Raw genomic sequence first — 15114 nt, forward strand, 5'->3', positions numbered from 1 at the left:
GTAAAAGCGGGCGCATCCCGTCTGAACAGGCAGCGTCGTCCCTTCCGTGACGGCACGCGCCTCCTTATGTGTTGGAGAACTGTGGGGCCGCCACAGCTAATGATTGTAATACCTGAGCCGGCCTCGCGCGCGGCAAGCCCCCGGTACAAGCCGGCAGCCACACAGGCCGCCCGCAGCACTGGCCGCGCGCCGGAAACGTCCTGAGCGGCGAATCGGCCACGGCAGGTTCGCCAGACCGGCCCGCGCGGCAGGAACAGGGAGATGGCGAGCCGATCTTTACGCCCGACAGGCATGGCCGGGCAGGGGCCCGGCCCACCAACCACTGCGCAGCTCGCGGGGGAGAACGTCCGCGTGCACACGCGCGCTGGACTCCCATGCGTGCTCGCTGACCTCCAGCCCGGCGTATACGCCATACCCGTCTCCTGCCTCGATGCGTCCCTCGGCAGCCAGGCTTTCCCCTGCCCGGATACTGCCCTGAGCCACGATATCGCCACGAGCCTTGATGCCCCAGCCCGCGCCGAGGTGGCCGCCGGCGCGCACATCGGCGCCTGACTCGATGCCGTGTCCTGCCTGCAAGCGGCGCGCCGCCTCAATGGCGCCGCCGGCGCGCAAGCCTTTGGCACAATGCAAATCCTCCTGGGCGGTGAGCGAATCACCGACTACGCAGTCGCCGTCGATACGTGCGGCTCCACGGCAGACCAATTCCCAGCCGGCGCGCAGCGACTCGCAGGCAAGCGCCGCACCCGATTCGACGCTCCATTCGGCCTGTACGAGTCCGCCGGCCTGCAACGGGCCTTCCGAGCGCACGGCCGCAGCGCTCTTGATGTCCCCGCCCGCGACCAGCGCTCCCGCGCAAGTGATCCCTGCGCCGGCAAGAATGTCCCGACCCGCGCGCAACAGCCCGCCGGTTTCCACTGCGCCGCGCACCCGCAGCGTGCCGGCAAAGACCAGAGCGTCGGCGGCTAAATGATCCAACGTGAGAACAGCATCGGTGGGGCCGAACTGATCAAGCAACCAGCAGGCGTCTTCGACTCGCCCGGCAGCGACCAAGGCATCGAGCAACTGCTGATAGCTGCTGTCGCTTGCCGCATTGCGGATGTACCAGCGAAATCCGTCCGCGCAAGGTTGTTTGGCCTTGATGAAGGCTTTGGTGATGTCCATGCGTATTCCTGCCGCCCTGTTACAAAAGGACGATGCGCGCCGCTCAAAGGCGCGCGGTTAGGCGCGGGTTATGCCCGTCGACCTGAAGAATTGCGCTATGGGGGATTACTGAGGTCGCCGGGCTAAATCATCTGCGGCGAGTGTGGGGGCGATACCTGCCTGGCGCCCGCGCAGCAAGGCGCCGCGCATCAGGGCGGGCGTGCAGACGAAGCGGGAGGCGGGGGTAAGGACAGGCATGGGGCAGGATTGTACGAAGGACAGAACGGAAAGTGAAGCCGGGCAGGGCGCCTCAGTTGGTAATGCGTCGGCGATTGGCCATAATCGCGTCATTTGCAATGCAGGAGTAGTCATGACGGATGTCTGGGAGCGGCGGCGTTTTCTCGGCGTGGCAGGCGCTTGCGCAGCCCTAGCGCTGGCAGGCTGTGCGGCACGTCCGCCTCGCGCGGCGCGGGCCGTAAGAGGGGGAGCCGCGGCCGGATCAACGCAGGCGGCCGCGCGACCGGTGCCGGCCCTCAAGCCAGGCGCGGTCGTAGCGGTGATCGCGCCGGCTTCGGCCGTTGACGGTGCCGCCGACGCCGCCGCTGCGTGGCTTCAGGCGCGCGGCTATCAGCCCCGGCTGATGCTGGGCGCGCGCATGGATGCACCTTATGACTATCTGGCTGGATCGGACAGTTTGAGGCTGGACCAACTGCACGCAGCATTTTCGTCTGCCGAAGTGGGTGCCGTGTGGTGCCTGCAGGGCGGGTTCGGATCGTGGCGCCTGCTCGATCAGATCGACTACGCCTTGATCGGCGCCAATCCCAAGCCGTTTATCGGCTACAGCGACATAACCGCCTTGCATCTGGCGCTACAGCAGCGCGTGGGCTTTGTGACGTTTCATGGCCCCATGTTGGGACAGGATTTTATCGTGGGCCGCGCCGAACCCACCGAAAGCCTTGCGTGGGCCATGCTCAGTGGCCAGGTGGGTGCGGGCAGCTGGATCGAGGCGCCGCCAGGCAGCCAGGTGGTGGCGTTGGCTCCGGGCCAAGCCAGTGGCAGGCTGGTTGGCGGCAATCTTGCGCTCATCAGTGCGTTGATGGGCACCGACAACGAGATCGACACGCGTGGCGCCATTCTGTTCATCGAAGATGTCAATGAGTTGCCGCCCCGCGTGGACCGGATGCTCTCGCAATTGGCGGCGGCGGGCAAGCTCGATAGCGTGGCGGGTGTGCTGGTAGGTAACTTCACGAGGGGCTCGCCAGGTAGCGATCCAGCGGGCCAGAGCCTGTACTGGCCGATTCTGCGCGAAACGCTGCAAGGCCGCGGCGTGCCGGTGCTCGCGGGCTGGCCCAGTGGGCACTGGAATCCGAATCTGATGTTGCCGCTGGGCGCACGCGTGACGCTCGATGCCCAGCGCCGCGCCCTGCGCCTGGATCAGGTGATAGTGGAAAACCGAGCAACATGACTGCACCATTCGAAGGCGTGCGTCCGGCGTCAGAGTCATCTATCGAAATCGGCTTTGTGTTCGAAGGCCGCCATTGCGTGCAACGGTTGCGCTTGAAGCCAACGGCGGCCAATCTGAAAAAAGCAGCAATCCGGCGCGCGGAAATCCTTGAAGCGATTGCCCGCGGCGACTATCGTTTGCCCGCTTCATGACGTGGCTTGCGCACCATTCCAGCGGCGCGCTAGGATGGCTGCAACCCTTTGGCACGCCTTTATCATCGTGGAAAACCTTGTTTCTCAGCTCGCCGCATCGCTGCCCGCGGCCAAAACTCTGGAGCAGCTCACCCGCCCTTTGCTGGACATCTTGGGTGCGGTCACAGGAATGGAGTCTACCTATCTGACGGCCATCGACCTGCAGCAAGATGTGCAACAAGTGCGTTTTGCCCGCAATGCCGGATTGATGAAGATCCCCGAGGGTCTGGAAGTCAGTTGGTCAGACACGTTGTGCAAGCGCGCCTTGGATGAGGGCTGCCAGTTCACCAACGACGTCGCCCAGCGTTGGGCTGACTCCGACGCGGCCAGCGCACTGGGCATTCAAACCTATTTAAGTGCGCCCGTGCGCTCCGAGGAGGGGCGTCTGCTGGGTACGATTTGCGCGGCCAGCGCCGAGGTCAAGCCGATACCCATCGATGCGCAGACCGTCATCACACTGTTTTCTACGCTGATCTCGGGCTTTATCGAACGTGAGCGTCTGCTGCGGCAACTGCAATCGGCCAACGAGTCCCTGCGAGTCATTGCCCTGAATGACGCCCTGACCGGACTGCCCAATAGGCGCTCGCTGTACGAGACGTTGGAGATCATGCTGGCCCGCGCGTCGGAGCAAAGCGAAAGCGTCATCGTCGGCCTGATGGATCTGGACGGCTTTAAACAGATCAACGACAAGCACGGCCATCATGCGGGCGACGCTTTGTTGTGCGCGGTGGGCCGGAGAGTCAGCGGCGCGTTGCGTCCGAGTGATGTATTGGGCCGTTTGGGCGGCGATGAATTCATGCTGGTGGCAGCAGGCCCCGCGGATGACGCGCATGCTCGGAACCTGGCTCAAACGTTGGAGCAGCGTATGCAGGCCGAATCCAAGGGAGAGTATGTGCTCAACGACATCAGGCTCAGCTACGCCGGGGCCAGCGTGGGGGTAATCGCCTTCGTGCCGGGCCAGCATACCCATATCGATGCGGATATCCCCGTGCGTCTGGCCGATGCCCGGATGTACGAGGTCAAGCGGCAGCGACGCAACCGCCTGTCGTGACAGCTCACTATGGGTAGGCCCCTGAGCCGCGACAGGCCAGGCGGATTACACCGTTCGCGTGCCGAGCGCCTGGCGCGGCGCCATACCATATGCCCGGCGAAAGGCCGTGGCGAAATTCGCCGGGCTGCGATAGCCGGCGATCTCCGCCGCCCGCGCCACTCTCACGCCCTCACGCTCGAGTGCCGCGCGTGCCCGGCGCAGCCGGGCATCGCGTCTGAACTCATCCACCGCGCACTTCCATGCCGCCCGAAAATGCCGCTGCAGCGTATTGACGCTCAGGTGGTGGCGCGCGGCGATCTGTGCCAACGACCACTCGTCCGCGCAACCGCTTTCAAGCAGTTCTTTGACCTGCACCATGCGCAGGAGCTTGCGCCGGCTCAGTGTGCTGCCCTCGTCGGAAGCATTGCAGAGCAAACCGCCCGTTTCGCGCAGCAGTTCGAGGACCCTGGCTTCCATATAAAGAGGCAGGAGGTCGGGATGCTTGCGCGGGGGATGCAACAGTTGCTGCAAACGGGCCAGTCCGCCTCGCGATAGCGGCCAGCGATAGGGCTGCAAGGGCAACGCCTTGCGCAATGGGTTCTCTGGCGCCAGGCGGCTGGCCAGCCATTCTGGCGTCAAGTGCACCTGAACGGCGCGCTCGACATCACCTCGCCGCGAGTAGCGCACCAATTCATAACTCACATCGGCGCTCCAGGTGACGGCGTGTCCCATCATGGATGTGCGTTGCGCCAATACCGTGTCACCCGCGTACAGGTCGGCTCCGCCACCGGCGACCATCAGCAGATAAAAGCCAGGACCCTCCTGGCTGCGCAGCACACCGCCCTGCAGGTCGCGCCAGTCCATCCGCCTGACCGTCATGCCGGCGCCGAACGCATGCGTTTCGCACCCCCCTCGAAACGAACGCTGCCCGGGGCGAGGACGCTCAAATAGAGGTCTGCCGCAGAAGTTCCGGAATTTGGTTGGGAAGCAAAGGTTTGTGGTGCCACGGCAAATATTTCAAGAATTTCAAGCTGACATAATCACGAACCATAAATGGTATTACAAATCATTCCCACTTAGAAAGTAATGTCCCCATATATTTCATGCGGGGCATGCGTTATTCAGGAGCTTCTCGAATGTCGTTCGCGCGTTTCTCGCGGCATTACGCCCGTACCGCTGTCCTTCTGGCCATGACTGGACCGGCGCTCGCCCAGACCGGGACGCAGGTCCCGCCCCACGTCCAGGAGATGCAGGCCGTTCAGGTGCTGGGAACGGCAGAGGATGAGGTCAAGGAATCGCTGGGCGTATCGATCATTACCGCCGAGGAGATCCAGCGCCGCCCGCCGGTCAATGACCTGGCGGACATCATCCGCCGCGAACCCCGCGTTAACCTGACCGGCAACAGCGCCAGTGGCGCGCGGGGCAATAGCCGCCAGATCGATATCCGTGGCATGGGCCCTGAGAACACGCTGATCATGATCGACGGCAAGCCGGTCAGCTCACGTAATTCCGTGCGCTATGGCTGGAACGGCGATCGCGACACGCGCGGGGACTCGAACTGGGTGCCGGCCGAGGACGTGGAACGCATCGAAGTCATTCGCGGGCCGGCCGCCGCGCGCTATGGTTCGGGAGCCATGGGCGGGGTGGTGAACGTGATCACCAAGCGTCCCACGGACAAGACCGAGGCCTCGGCGACTTATTACGTCAACCAGCCGGAAGACAGCAAAGAGGGGAACACGAACCGGGTGAACTTCCGCCTGTCGGCTCCCATCAGCGACACGCTGTCGATGCGCTTTTACGGCAACTACAACAAAACCAACCCGGATGCGCGCGACATCAACGCTGGCTATGCCTCGGCAGGCACGGCCGGCGTGACATCGACCGCTGGCCGCGAGGGCGTCACGAACCAGGATCTGAACACGATGTTCTCCTGGAAAATGGACCAGAGCAATACGTTCGATCTGGACATGGGTTTCAGCCGCCAGGGCAACCTGTATGCCGGCGACACCATGAATAACGCGAACACCGTCGTGTCCGACGCCATGTACGATCATGAGACCAACATCATGTATCGTGACAATCTCTCCCTCACGCATCGCGGCACTTATGATTGGGGCACGACACGTGCCAGCGTGGGCTACGACTACACGCGCAATTCGCGGCGCGAGGAAGGCCTGGCAGGCGGCCCGGAAGGCGCACCGACCGGCAACGGCTTTTCGACCTCACGGCTCAAGACGTGGCGAGCCGATGGCGAGGTCAACCTGCCTTTCCACCTGGGCGTGAGCCAGGTAGCCACTCTGGGTGTCGAATACGTGCGTGACACCCTGGACGACCCCAGCGGCCTGCGCCAAACCTACACTGGCGGCACCATCGCCGGCACCGAGGCGGGCAATCGCGACACCAAGGCCAAGCAGAACAGCTACGCGTTTTTTGTCGAAGACAATATCGAGGCGACCCGCAGCATCATCCTGACCCCGGGCGTGCGCCTGGACCACAATTCCGAGTTTGGCAGCAACTGGAGTCCGAGCCTGAACGCGTCCTGGGCAGCCACCGACACGTTCAAGATAAAGGGCGGGATTGCCCGCGCTTACAAAGCGCCCAATCTGTATCAGTCCAACCCAAACTATCTGTTGTATAGCCGCGGCCAAGGCTGCCTGTCTTCGGAAACCAACAGCAACGGCTGCTACCTGGTAGGTAATGCGGACCTCTCGCCCGAAATCAGCGTCAACAAAGAAATCGGTTTCGAGTATGACCCGGGCACGTGGCGCACCAGCATGGCGTACTTCCGCAACGATTATCAGAATAAGATCGTCGCCGGCACGGACATCCTTTATCGCCTGAACAACGGCGCGCGGGTCTTGCAGTGGACCAACAGCGGAAAGGCGCTCGTCCAGGGGCTGGAGGGCAACCTGTTCATTCCCATCGCTCATAACGTGGATTGGAATACCAACTTCACCTATATGATCGAGTCGAAGAACAAGAGCACCGGCCAGCCGCTCAGTGTGATCCCGAAGTACACAATCAATAGCACGCTGGACTGGTTCTACACGGAAAAACTGTCATTTCAGGCCAACCTGACCTACTACGGCAAGCAGACAGGCCCTTCGGTCAACGAGCGTACGGGCGTGGATCTGTCAGGCGACGCACTGCAGACAGTCAGCCCTTATGCGCTGGCAGGGTTGAGCGTGGGCTACGAGGTCAACAGAAATCTGCGTTTCCGCGTCGGGGTGAGTAATGTGTTCGACAAGAAACAGTACCGCGAGGGCAACGCCTCGACCGCAGGCGCAGCGACGTATAACGAGCCCGGCCGCGCCTACTACGCCACCATGACCGTGAGTTACTGATGCACTCGCTCCGTTTTGTAGCACTGGCGCTGGCAGCAGGCAGCTCGGCAGCCCAGCCGGGGCCGGCGCCAGCCTTCGATCCGGTGGCTGAACGCGCTCGTCTGGGCGTACTGGGACTGGTGCAACAGCAGGTGATGCCTCGTTCCGATGGTTTAACTGACCTGCTCCCCGTGATTAGTACGAAATCGATGTAGAGTCCGTTCCCAAAGGAATGGCAATGAAGAAACGATTTACGGAAGAGCAAATCATCGGCGTGCTCAAGGAAGCCGATGCAGGTGCCAAGCCCGCAGAGTTGTGCCGCAAGCACGGAATCTCCGAGGCAACGTACTACAACTGGAAGGCGAAGTTCGGTGGCATGACGGTGTCGGACGCTCAGAGGCTCAAGGAGCTGGAGCAGGAGAACAACAAGCTCAAGAAGCTGTTGGCCGAGTCGATGCTGGACAAGGCGGCGCTTCAGGATCTGCTAAGCCGAAAGTAGTCAGCCCGCAGGCCAAACGCGAGGCGGTCAGGACATTAATGACCGAGCGCAGCATGGGTGTTACCCGGGCCTGTGGGCTGGTAGGAATTTCGCGGTCGCTGTTTGCCTACGAGAGCACACGCTCAGGCGATGCTGCGCTGACCGAGCGCATGAAAGAGATGGCAGTGGAGAAACGACGCTACGGCTATCGGAGGATCCATGTGCTCTTACGTCGCGAAGGCTGGCAAGCAAATCACAAGCGAATCTGGCGGCTGTACAGTCTGGCAGGGTTAAGCGTGCGAAAACGAAAGCGTAAGCGAATCGCGGCGACCGAGCGCGTGGTTCGCCCAGCGGCAATCGCGCCGAATCAGAGTTGGTCAATGGACTTTGTGGCCGACGGCCTAGCCTATGGCCGCCGATTCCGCTGTTTGACTATCGTCGATGACTACACTCGCGAATGCCTGGCCATCGAGGTCGATACGTCGTTGCCGGGACTGCGTGTTGCCATGGTGCTGCAACGGCTGGCGGAGATGCGTGGCCTGCCGCGATCTATTACCGTGGACAACGGGCCAGAGTTCGCCGGAAGAGCCTTGGACGCCTGGGGGCCTACCAAGCAGGCGTAAAGCTGTCGTTTATTCGGCCGGGTAAGCCGGTGGAGAACGCTTATATCGAAAGTTTCAACGGCAAGTTCCGCGACGAATGCCTTAACGAGCACTGGTTCTTGTCCCTGCGACAGGCTAAAAGCTTGATCGAAAACTGGCGAGTCGAGTACAACACCGATCGGCCTCACAGCGCGCTCGGATATTTAACGCCGGCGCAATTCGTGCAGGCTCATCAGAAAGAAGGTCTTTTACCCCTGGGCTCTATGTCGGTGCCGTACTAAATCTGGGGGCAGGTCAAAAAGACAAAGGCCGGGAAATCCCCGGCCTTTGTCTTGAATGCGTGACCTGGCGCGTGCTCGGCCAGGCCTGCTTTTGCGATTAACGCAGCAGCGACAGCACCGTTTGCGGCACTTGGTTGGCCTGAGCCAGAACCGAGGTGCCTGCCTGTTGCAGGATCTGCGCCTTGGTCATGTTGGACACTTCCGTGGCGTAGTCCGCATCTTCGATGCGCGAACGTGCGGCCGACAGATTGTTGACCGTGTTGTTCAGGTTGGTGATGGTCGATTCAAAACGGTTCTGAATCGCGCCTAGCTTGCTGCGCAGCGAGTCGACCTTGGACAGCGCCTTGTCCAGCGTGTCGAGCGGATTGGCAGTGGCGGTGCCGGCGTGGGTGGCTTCCGAGGTCAGCGAACTGTCGGTTTCGTCAAGATAGATGGCGGTGCCTTGAGCGGTCGTGACGCTGCCATCTTTTTGGACGTAGTAATCCTTCGTCGTCTTAGGGGTGGTCGTCAGCGAACCATCGGCAGGGTCAATATAAACGTCGGCAGTGGTGCCGACCTTGACGGTCGGGCTGGAGCCCGTGCCGATTGTGTAGGTGTCGGTACCGACGGCAACTTTACCGCCTGCGGCAGCCAGCGCGGCGTCATGTTGGCCTTGCTGTAGCTTAGGCTCGTGGCCGTGATAGGACTTTCGTCGCCAGTTGCGGTGTAGGTGGCGCCATTTTCGAACTTGACCGTGCCGCCGCCGTTTTTCCCGCTGTAGAGAGATGCTGCCAAGCTCTCAGTCGTTGCTGCTTTATCGTTAGGATCAGCACGGGTCTTAGTCAGGTTGTCGGTACCGTCGAGGTAGAGCGTTGCACCGTCATCGGCGGCCTGGATCTTGCCGTCCGACTTGATCAGCACCTCCTGCGACGAGCCGCCGATCGTGACGGTCGCCTTCTGCGAGCCGGTGGCCGGTGTGATCTCGGCAGCGAAATCCGCAGCAGCAGTATCGCCCGTGGCGATCGTCTTGCCGTAGGTGAAGTTGCCCGAGGTGGCGTTGTAAGCATAGGTTGTGCCGTCGACGGTGGCGGTCGAACCCGTCGTCATCTTGCTGTATACGTCGGACAGCGTGGCCTTGGTGTTGTCGGTCGAGACTGCGTACTTCGTGACGCCGTCCGTGGTGCCGATGTTGGTGCCGCGAGAGATCAGATCGGTTTCGGTGGCTGCCTTATTGGCAACAGAAGCCTTGCCGTCGACGTTGAACGTACCCAGCCCCAGGGTCGAGGAGGTGATTTCTTCCAGGTCGATGGTGATGGTTTCACCGTCGTTGGAGCCAACCTGGATGCTCATCTTCTTGTCGGCAGCCAGAACCTTGACGCCGTTGAACTGGGTCTGGCCCGAGACGCGGTCGATTTCTTCGAGGCGTTGGCCGATTTCGTCCTGAATCGACTTCAGGTCGGATGGGGAGTTGGTGCCCGTGGTGGCCTGAACCGTCAGTTCGCGGATGCGCTGCAGGTTGTTGTTGATTTCGTTCAGCGCACCTTCGGTCGTCTGCGCGACCGAGATGCCGTCGTTGGCGTTGCGGGCGGCCTGGGTCAGGCCTTGGACGTTGGCGGTGAAGCGGTTGACGATGGCCTGGCCGGCGGCATCGTCCTTAGCGCTGTTGATGCGCAGGCCGGAGGACAGGCGCTCGATGGCGGTGCCCAGGGCCGATTGCGACTTGTTCAGGTTGTTGGTGGCAACCAGCGACAGGTAATTGGTGTAGATAACAGCAGCCATGGATAGCTCCCAAGAGAGAAAGGCTTCTTCAAACTGGGCAGCGGGGCCGCCCATCATCAGGGGGATGCGTTCGTGGTGCTTGCCCCGCATCTCCCGCTGCCTGGATAACGTCCGCGAGTTTGTGATCTTTAGGAATTTGCGGGCGCGTTACAACTTTTTTTACCGTCGCTGTCGCGGCCGCGCGCCACCGACGGTGTCGGGGCCGCCCGACGACGCTAGATGACGTGCGACAGCAGCTGCGGCTCGGGCAGTTTGGCCCAGGCCAGCTCCTGCAGCGTCGCGCGCAGGCGCGCAGTGGCCTGCGAGCGCAACTGGCATACGCGGGCTTCGGTCACATTGAGTACTGCGCCGATTTCCTTGAGATTGAGCCCTTGCTCGTAATAGAGAGACAGCAGGAGTTGTTCGCGCTCGGGCAGGCGCTCGATGGCCTGGATGAGGCTGGCGCGCAGATCGGAGGCCAGCAGGGCATTGAGCGGGTTGCCGCTGCTCTGCACGCAGGCCGGCTGCCAGTGGCCTGCGCCGCTTTCTCCATCGGCATCGATGTTTTCGTAGTGCAGGATCTGAATGCCCTGCGCGTCCGAGAGCATGGATTGGTATTCGTCCAGCGGCACGCCCAATTCTTCGGCGATCTCGGTTTCGGTGGGAGGGCGCATGAGGCGCTGCTCCTGCCGCTGAATAGCGCTTTCGATGCGCCGGCTTTTGCTGCGCACGCTGCGTGGCAACCAGTCCTGGCTGCGAAGCTCATCCAGCATGGCTCCACGGATGCACGCCGTGGCGTACGTCTCGAACTGGGCGTCGGGCGTTTCCTGGTAGCGGCGTACGGCATCGAGCAGGCCGATGGTGCCGGCCTGCATCAAGTCATCGAGCTGGACGCTGGCTGGCAGGCGGGCAAGCAGTTGCAATGCCAGCTTGCGCACGAGCGGCGAGTATCGGAGCAGGCTTTCTTCTGCGTTGGGCATTCAGGTCCGGGCGACGGGTTCTTGCTGCGTGCGGCTCGATATTGTTGCTGCGCCGCAACGGCCAGGCGGCCAGCAGGCGGCATGCGCAGCCGACTATTTCCACACCGTTATTGTGGGGAATTCCGCCCGTTTCATTCGGGTAATCACGCAACGTTTTGAGCGTTTATTTACGAATTTGCGATGTAACATGTGAAATAGATGCAACAACTGTCGTGTAGTTTTTTTGAAATATTGAAAAAATCAACGTTTAGTTATAAAAATCAGAGAAAATGACAGCAATCATGGTAGGTTTCATGTAAATTGCAATTAACTAATACATTTCGCATTAAGACGAAAATAACAGGTCTGTGCACGGATTTCGGGGGCGCGCGACCTGTTGGCGAGCCCCGACGAATGCCAGCGTTTTAGTCACAGGAGTTAAAAAGTGAATACTGCTGACAGTTCCTTGCTTGCGGATATCCGTGAAGTCAATCTGTCGTATTTGTTGCTGGCGCAGCGTATGTTGCGCGAGGACTATGCAGCCTCCATGTTCCGCCTGGGTTTCAGTAACGAAGTGGCTGACATCCTGATGCGGTTGTCGCCCGCGCAGTTGGTCAAGCTGGCCAGCTCCAGCTCGGTGCTGTGCCGTTTCCGATTTGATGATTACAGCCTGCTGTCGGCCTTGACCCAAGATGTGCTGGGCGGCGCGCTGCAACAGGCTCACGCCACCATCCTGCTGGCCAAGCAACCCGTCGAAGAGATTGCGTAAGACATGGCCTTGAGTAGCGCGGCGGGGCCCTCATGGCGATAAAAAGCGTCGCCCAGGAAGCCGATGAAATTCTGCTGGCCAGCGCGATGATCACGCTCGGCGCGCGCCTGCAGGTCCTGGAGGCTGAGACCAGCCTGAGCCATGATCGGCTGGCACGCCTGTACCGGGAGATACGCGGCTGCTCTCCTCCAAAGGGCATGCTGCCGTTTTCGGTGGACTGGTTCATGACCTGGCTGCCGAATATTCATTCGTCCCTGTTCTACAACGTGTTCTCGTTTCTTCATACGCGAACCCGCAGCAAGGGTATACGGGCGATCATCGATGCCTATCGTCTCTATCTCGAACACGCCGCCGTAGATACGTCCGGCGCGCCTACTGACGAGCCGGTCCTGAGTTTCACGCGTGCGTGGATGCTGGTGCGGTTTTTTGACAGCGGAATGTTGCAACTGTCTGCCTGCCGCCAGTGCGGCGGGCATTTCATTGCCCACGCCCATGATCCGCAAAGCGACTTCGTCTGCGCCATCTGCCGGCCGCCGCCGCACGCCGGCAAAACCCGCGCCGCAGCGCGGGCGCGTGCGGGCGGGCGGGCACCGGCCGGGTCCTAAGGACTGCGTCCTTAACGGCGGCCCGCAGGCGGGCTTAAGGGCGTCAAACAGGTCAACAGCCGCTGAAATCTGCCCCTAACCCACGTTTTGCCGGCAGGCAAGCGCGCGATGATTGGCGCTGTTTGGTCCGCCGGGCCTGTTTTAGCAATGCAAGTGCGTCCCGGGACGAGGCGTAGCCGTGCAGTAAGCGGGGTGCCGGGACGCGATTTTTCTACTCGATGGCAGAGGCCTGATATGTTGGTAGTTATCGGATATGCGGTGGTCATCATCGCAGTGGTCGGCAGTTTCGTCGGGTTGGGCGGCCACCTTGGTGCGCTGTATCAGCCTTTCGAATTGACGCTGATCGCCGGCGCCGCAATCGGTGCCTTTCTTGCCGGCAACAGCCGCAAATCGCTCATATTGGTGCGCCAAGCCATTCCGTGGGCCTTCAAAAGCGCGCCCTACAGCAAAGATCTGTACATGGAACTGATGGCATTGCTGTACGTGCTGCTGAACAAAGCGCGGCGCGAAGGCTTGATGGCCATCGAGTCGCATATCGAGGACCCATCATCGAGCCCCGTCTTCAACGAGTATCCGCGCATCATGAAGGATCCGAAGCTGATGGAGTTCATCACCGATTATCTGCGCATCATGATCAGCGGCAACATGAGCTCCTTCGAGATCGAGACGCTGATGGATGAGGAGATCGAGACCTTCCGTCATGAGCGTGAGGTGCCGACCCATGCCCTGCAGCAGGTCGCCGACGGTTTGCCGGCATTCGGTATCGTCGCCGCCGTGCTGGGCGTGATCAAGGCGCTGGCCGCGGTGGACCAACCGCCCGCCGTGCTGGGAGTGCTGTCGCTGCGCGTGAGCAATGGGACGCTCGAAGACGTACGTCAAACTCAGCCTTTGGTGGACTCGGCGTCCCGCCTGGCGACCGCGGCCAAGGACACCGTAGACGGACTCGGCCGGGTAGGCGTGGCCCACTACGGTGAAATCGTGCGCAGCATAGGGCAGCCGGTCCTGCCGCAACCGGGTTTGTCGCCCGAGGCGGCGGGCTTGCTCGATCGCGCCAAAGCGGCGCTGAATCGAGCGCAAGCCGAAGCCGAGCATTTTCGTGGCCTGCCGCGGCCTGACAGCGCGCGCGACAGCCTGCAGGCCGTCGAGGCGACCTACCTGGCACTGGTGAGTCAGGTGCTCGATCCCATGATCGTCGCGCTCGGCAAGGGCGACATGGCCACCTATCAGGGATTGCTCGGCACGCGGCTGGATGCGTCGGAGGCCGCGTTCGTGCAAGCCATCGCGGGCTTTGATTTCTGGCGGGCCGGCGAATTCCTGAGCGCCTATGACGCTGGCCGGCAACGCTATCGTTTGGTGCTCATGGCCGTTGCCGCAGGCGGCGCCTTGGCCGCGCTGCTGATTGTCATGACCTATCTTTTCCTGCGGCGGCGCGTCTTGCAACCGCTGAGGGCGGCGGGTAGTCATTTTGACCGTATAGCGGGAGGAGATTTGACGGCGCGTGTTGAGGTACGCAGCGGCAACGAGATAGGTCAGTTGTTTGGTTCGCTCAAGCGGATGCAGGAGAGTTTGACGCGTACGGTGTCGTCGGTGCGTCGTGGTGTTGAGGAGATCAATGTGGGTGCCCGGGAGATATCGGCGGGGAACACGGATCTGTCGAGCCGCACGGAGGAGCAGGCGGCGTCGCTGGAGCAGACGGCGGCGTCGATGGAGGAGCTGGCCTCGACGGTGCGTCAGAACGCGGACAATGCGCGGCAGGCGAATCAGTTGGCGGCGAGTGCGTCGGATGTGGCGCAGCGGGGTGGGTCGGCGGTGTCGGAGGTGGTTCAGACGATGCAGGGGATATCGGCGAGTTCGCGCAAGATATCGGAGATTGTGTCGGTGATAGATGGCATTGCGTTTCAGACGAACATATTGGCGTTGAATGCGGCGGTGGAAGCGGCGCGGGCGGGGGAGCAGGGCAAGGGGTTTGCGGTGGTGGCTGGGGAGGTTCGTTCGCTGGCGCAGCGCAGTGCTCAGGCGGCCAAGGAGATCAAGGGGTTGATTGAGGATTCGGTGGGCAAGGTGTCGGCGGGTTCGCAGCAGGTCGAGCGTGCTGGGGCGACGATGCAGGAGATTGTGGCGTCGGTGCGGCGCGTGACGGACATTATGGGCGAGATATCGGCGGCGTCGCAGGAGCAGTCCAGCGGGATCGAGCAGGTCAATCGAGCGGTGACGCAGATGGACGAGGTGACGCAGTAGAATGCGGCGTTGGTCGAGGAGGCGGCGGCGGCCGCGGCGCTGCAGGAGCAGTCCCAGCAGTTGTCCGAAGCCGTGGCGGTGTTCAAGGTCAACACCGGCGAGGTCATCGATGTGGCCACGCCCAAACTGGCCGGCGGCTACCAGTCACCCATGGTGGGCCAACGCTGAAATATGAGGGCTGCCGCGGCGGCCTTTTGCATGGCCCGGGGAATCCCGGGCCAATTCACTTCCCGCGACGATCCGGCCAAACCGGATCG

The 15114-nt window shown here is 61.8% G+C and carries 12 protein-coding genes and 3 pseudogenes; 10 read left to right on the forward strand and 5 right to left on the reverse strand.

Annotated features, from left to right (window positions below; translation table 11 throughout):
• Positions 1 to 276 precede the first annotated feature (276 nt).
• Positions 277 to 1161 carry a hypothetical protein gene (locus LK440_RS06990; protein ID WP_005013990.1) on the reverse strand — a complete coding sequence of 295 codons (885 nt, stop codon included), beginning with the start codon at positions 1159 to 1161 and terminating at the stop codon, positions 277 to 279.
• A 502-nt stretch (positions 1162 to 1663) separates the two neighbouring features.
• Between LK440_RS06990 and LK440_RS06995 the strand changes: the two genes are divergently transcribed.
• The 3 genes from LK440_RS06995 to LK440_RS07005 are packed head-to-tail and all read left to right on the forward strand — an operon-like array spanning position 1664 to position 3886.
• Entirely contained in the window at positions 1664 to 2605 is a 942-nt protein-coding gene (locus tag LK440_RS06995; protein WP_005013989.1) for a S66 peptidase family protein, read from the forward strand.
• Positions 2602 to 2796, forward strand: coding sequence for an Arm DNA-binding domain-containing protein (locus tag LK440_RS07000; RefSeq protein WP_005013988.1), 195 nt, complete (start codon positions 2602 to 2604; stop codon positions 2794 to 2796). Before LK440_RS06995 ends, LK440_RS07000 begins: the two co-directional genes overlap by 4 nt.
• Before the next feature lie 34 nt (positions 2797 to 2830).
• The gene (locus LK440_RS07005; RefSeq protein WP_005013987.1) at positions 2831 to 3886 is read left to right on the forward strand and encodes a sensor domain-containing diguanylate cyclase; all 1056 of its coding nucleotides are present in this window, start codon (positions 2831 to 2833) and stop codon (positions 3884 to 3886) included.
• Between the two features lie 45 nt (positions 3887 to 3931).
• Here LK440_RS07005 and LK440_RS07010 read toward each other — a convergent pair whose 3' ends face one another.
• Positions 3932 to 4729, reverse strand: a complete 798-nt coding sequence (locus LK440_RS07010) for a helix-turn-helix transcriptional regulator (protein WP_005013986.1) — start codon at positions 4727 to 4729, stop codon at positions 3932 to 3934.
• Between the two features lie 272 nt (positions 4730 to 5001).
• On the opposite strand from LK440_RS07010, the gene LK440_RS07015 reads away from it, so the two are divergent.
• The 3 genes and pseudogenes from LK440_RS07015 to LK440_RS07025 all read left to right on the forward strand — a co-directional run bounded on the left by LK440_RS07015 (position 5002) and on the right by LK440_RS07025 (position 8549).
• Positions 5002 to 7209: a TonB-dependent siderophore receptor gene (locus LK440_RS07015; RefSeq protein ID WP_005013985.1), complete on the forward strand. Its 2208-nt coding sequence runs from the start codon at positions 5002 to 5004 to the stop codon at positions 7207 to 7209.
• The gene (locus tag LK440_RS07020) at positions 7209 to 7403 is read left to right on the forward strand and encodes a hypothetical protein (RefSeq protein WP_032826666.1); all 195 of its coding nucleotides are present in this window, start codon (positions 7209 to 7211) and stop codon (positions 7401 to 7403) included. The genes LK440_RS07015 and LK440_RS07020 overlap by 1 nt, the downstream gene beginning before the upstream one ends.
• Positions 7404 to 7426: 23 nt before the next feature.
• Positions 7427 to 8549: pseudogene (locus tag LK440_RS07025) on the forward strand (IS3 family transposase).
• Between the two features lie 97 nt (positions 8550 to 8646).
• Here the strand turns inward: LK440_RS07025 and LK440_RS17940 are convergent.
• The 3 genes from LK440_RS17940 to LK440_RS07040 all read right to left on the reverse strand — a co-directional run bounded on the left by LK440_RS17940 (position 8647) and on the right by LK440_RS07040 (position 11266).
• On the reverse strand, positions 8647 to 9135 hold the full coding sequence (locus tag LK440_RS17940) for a flagellin (protein ID WP_080601020.1): 489 nt from the start codon (positions 9133 to 9135) through the stop codon (positions 8647 to 8649).
• Positions 9057 to 10397: a flagellin N-terminal helical domain-containing protein gene (locus tag LK440_RS07035; protein ID WP_005013983.1), complete on the reverse strand. Its 1341-nt coding sequence runs from the start codon at positions 10395 to 10397 to the stop codon at positions 9057 to 9059. Before LK440_RS07035 ends, LK440_RS17940 begins: the two co-directional genes overlap by 79 nt.
• A 125-nt stretch (positions 10398 to 10522) precedes the next feature.
• Positions 10523 to 11266, reverse strand: a complete 744-nt coding sequence (locus tag LK440_RS07040; protein ID WP_005013982.1) for an RNA polymerase sigma factor FliA — start codon at positions 11264 to 11266, stop codon at positions 10523 to 10525.
• 424 nt (positions 11267 to 11690) lie between these two features.
• Here LK440_RS07040 and flhD point away from each other — a divergent pair, with 424 nt between their 5' ends.
• The 4 genes and pseudogenes from flhD to LK440_RS07055 all read left to right on the forward strand — a co-directional run bounded on the left by flhD (position 11691) and on the right by LK440_RS07055 (position 15025).
• The gene (gene flhD, locus LK440_RS07045) at positions 11691 to 12014 is read left to right on the forward strand and encodes a flagellar transcriptional regulator FlhD (RefSeq protein WP_005013981.1); all 324 of its coding nucleotides are present in this window, start codon (positions 11691 to 11693) and stop codon (positions 12012 to 12014) included.
• A 32-nt stretch (positions 12015 to 12046) separates the two neighbouring features.
• Positions 12047 to 12619 (forward strand): flagellar transcriptional regulator FlhC, encoded by a 573-nt coding sequence (flhC, locus tag LK440_RS07050; RefSeq protein WP_005013980.1) that lies wholly within the window; start codon positions 12047 to 12049, stop codon positions 12617 to 12619.
• Between the two features lie 234 nt (positions 12620 to 12853).
• Positions 12854 to 13072, forward strand: a pseudogene (locus LK440_RS17945) (motility-associated protein); the annotation flags it as partial.
• Between the two features lie 309 nt (positions 13073 to 13381).
• A pseudogene (locus tag LK440_RS07055) lies at positions 13382 to 15025 on the forward strand (methyl-accepting chemotaxis protein).
• The last annotated feature ends 89 nt before the right edge of the window (positions 15026 to 15114 follow it).

The organism is Bordetella holmesii (assembly GCF_020735985.1).
GTDB classification, from domain to species: Bacteria; Pseudomonadota; Gammaproteobacteria; order Burkholderiales; family Burkholderiaceae_B; genus Bordetella; species Bordetella holmesii.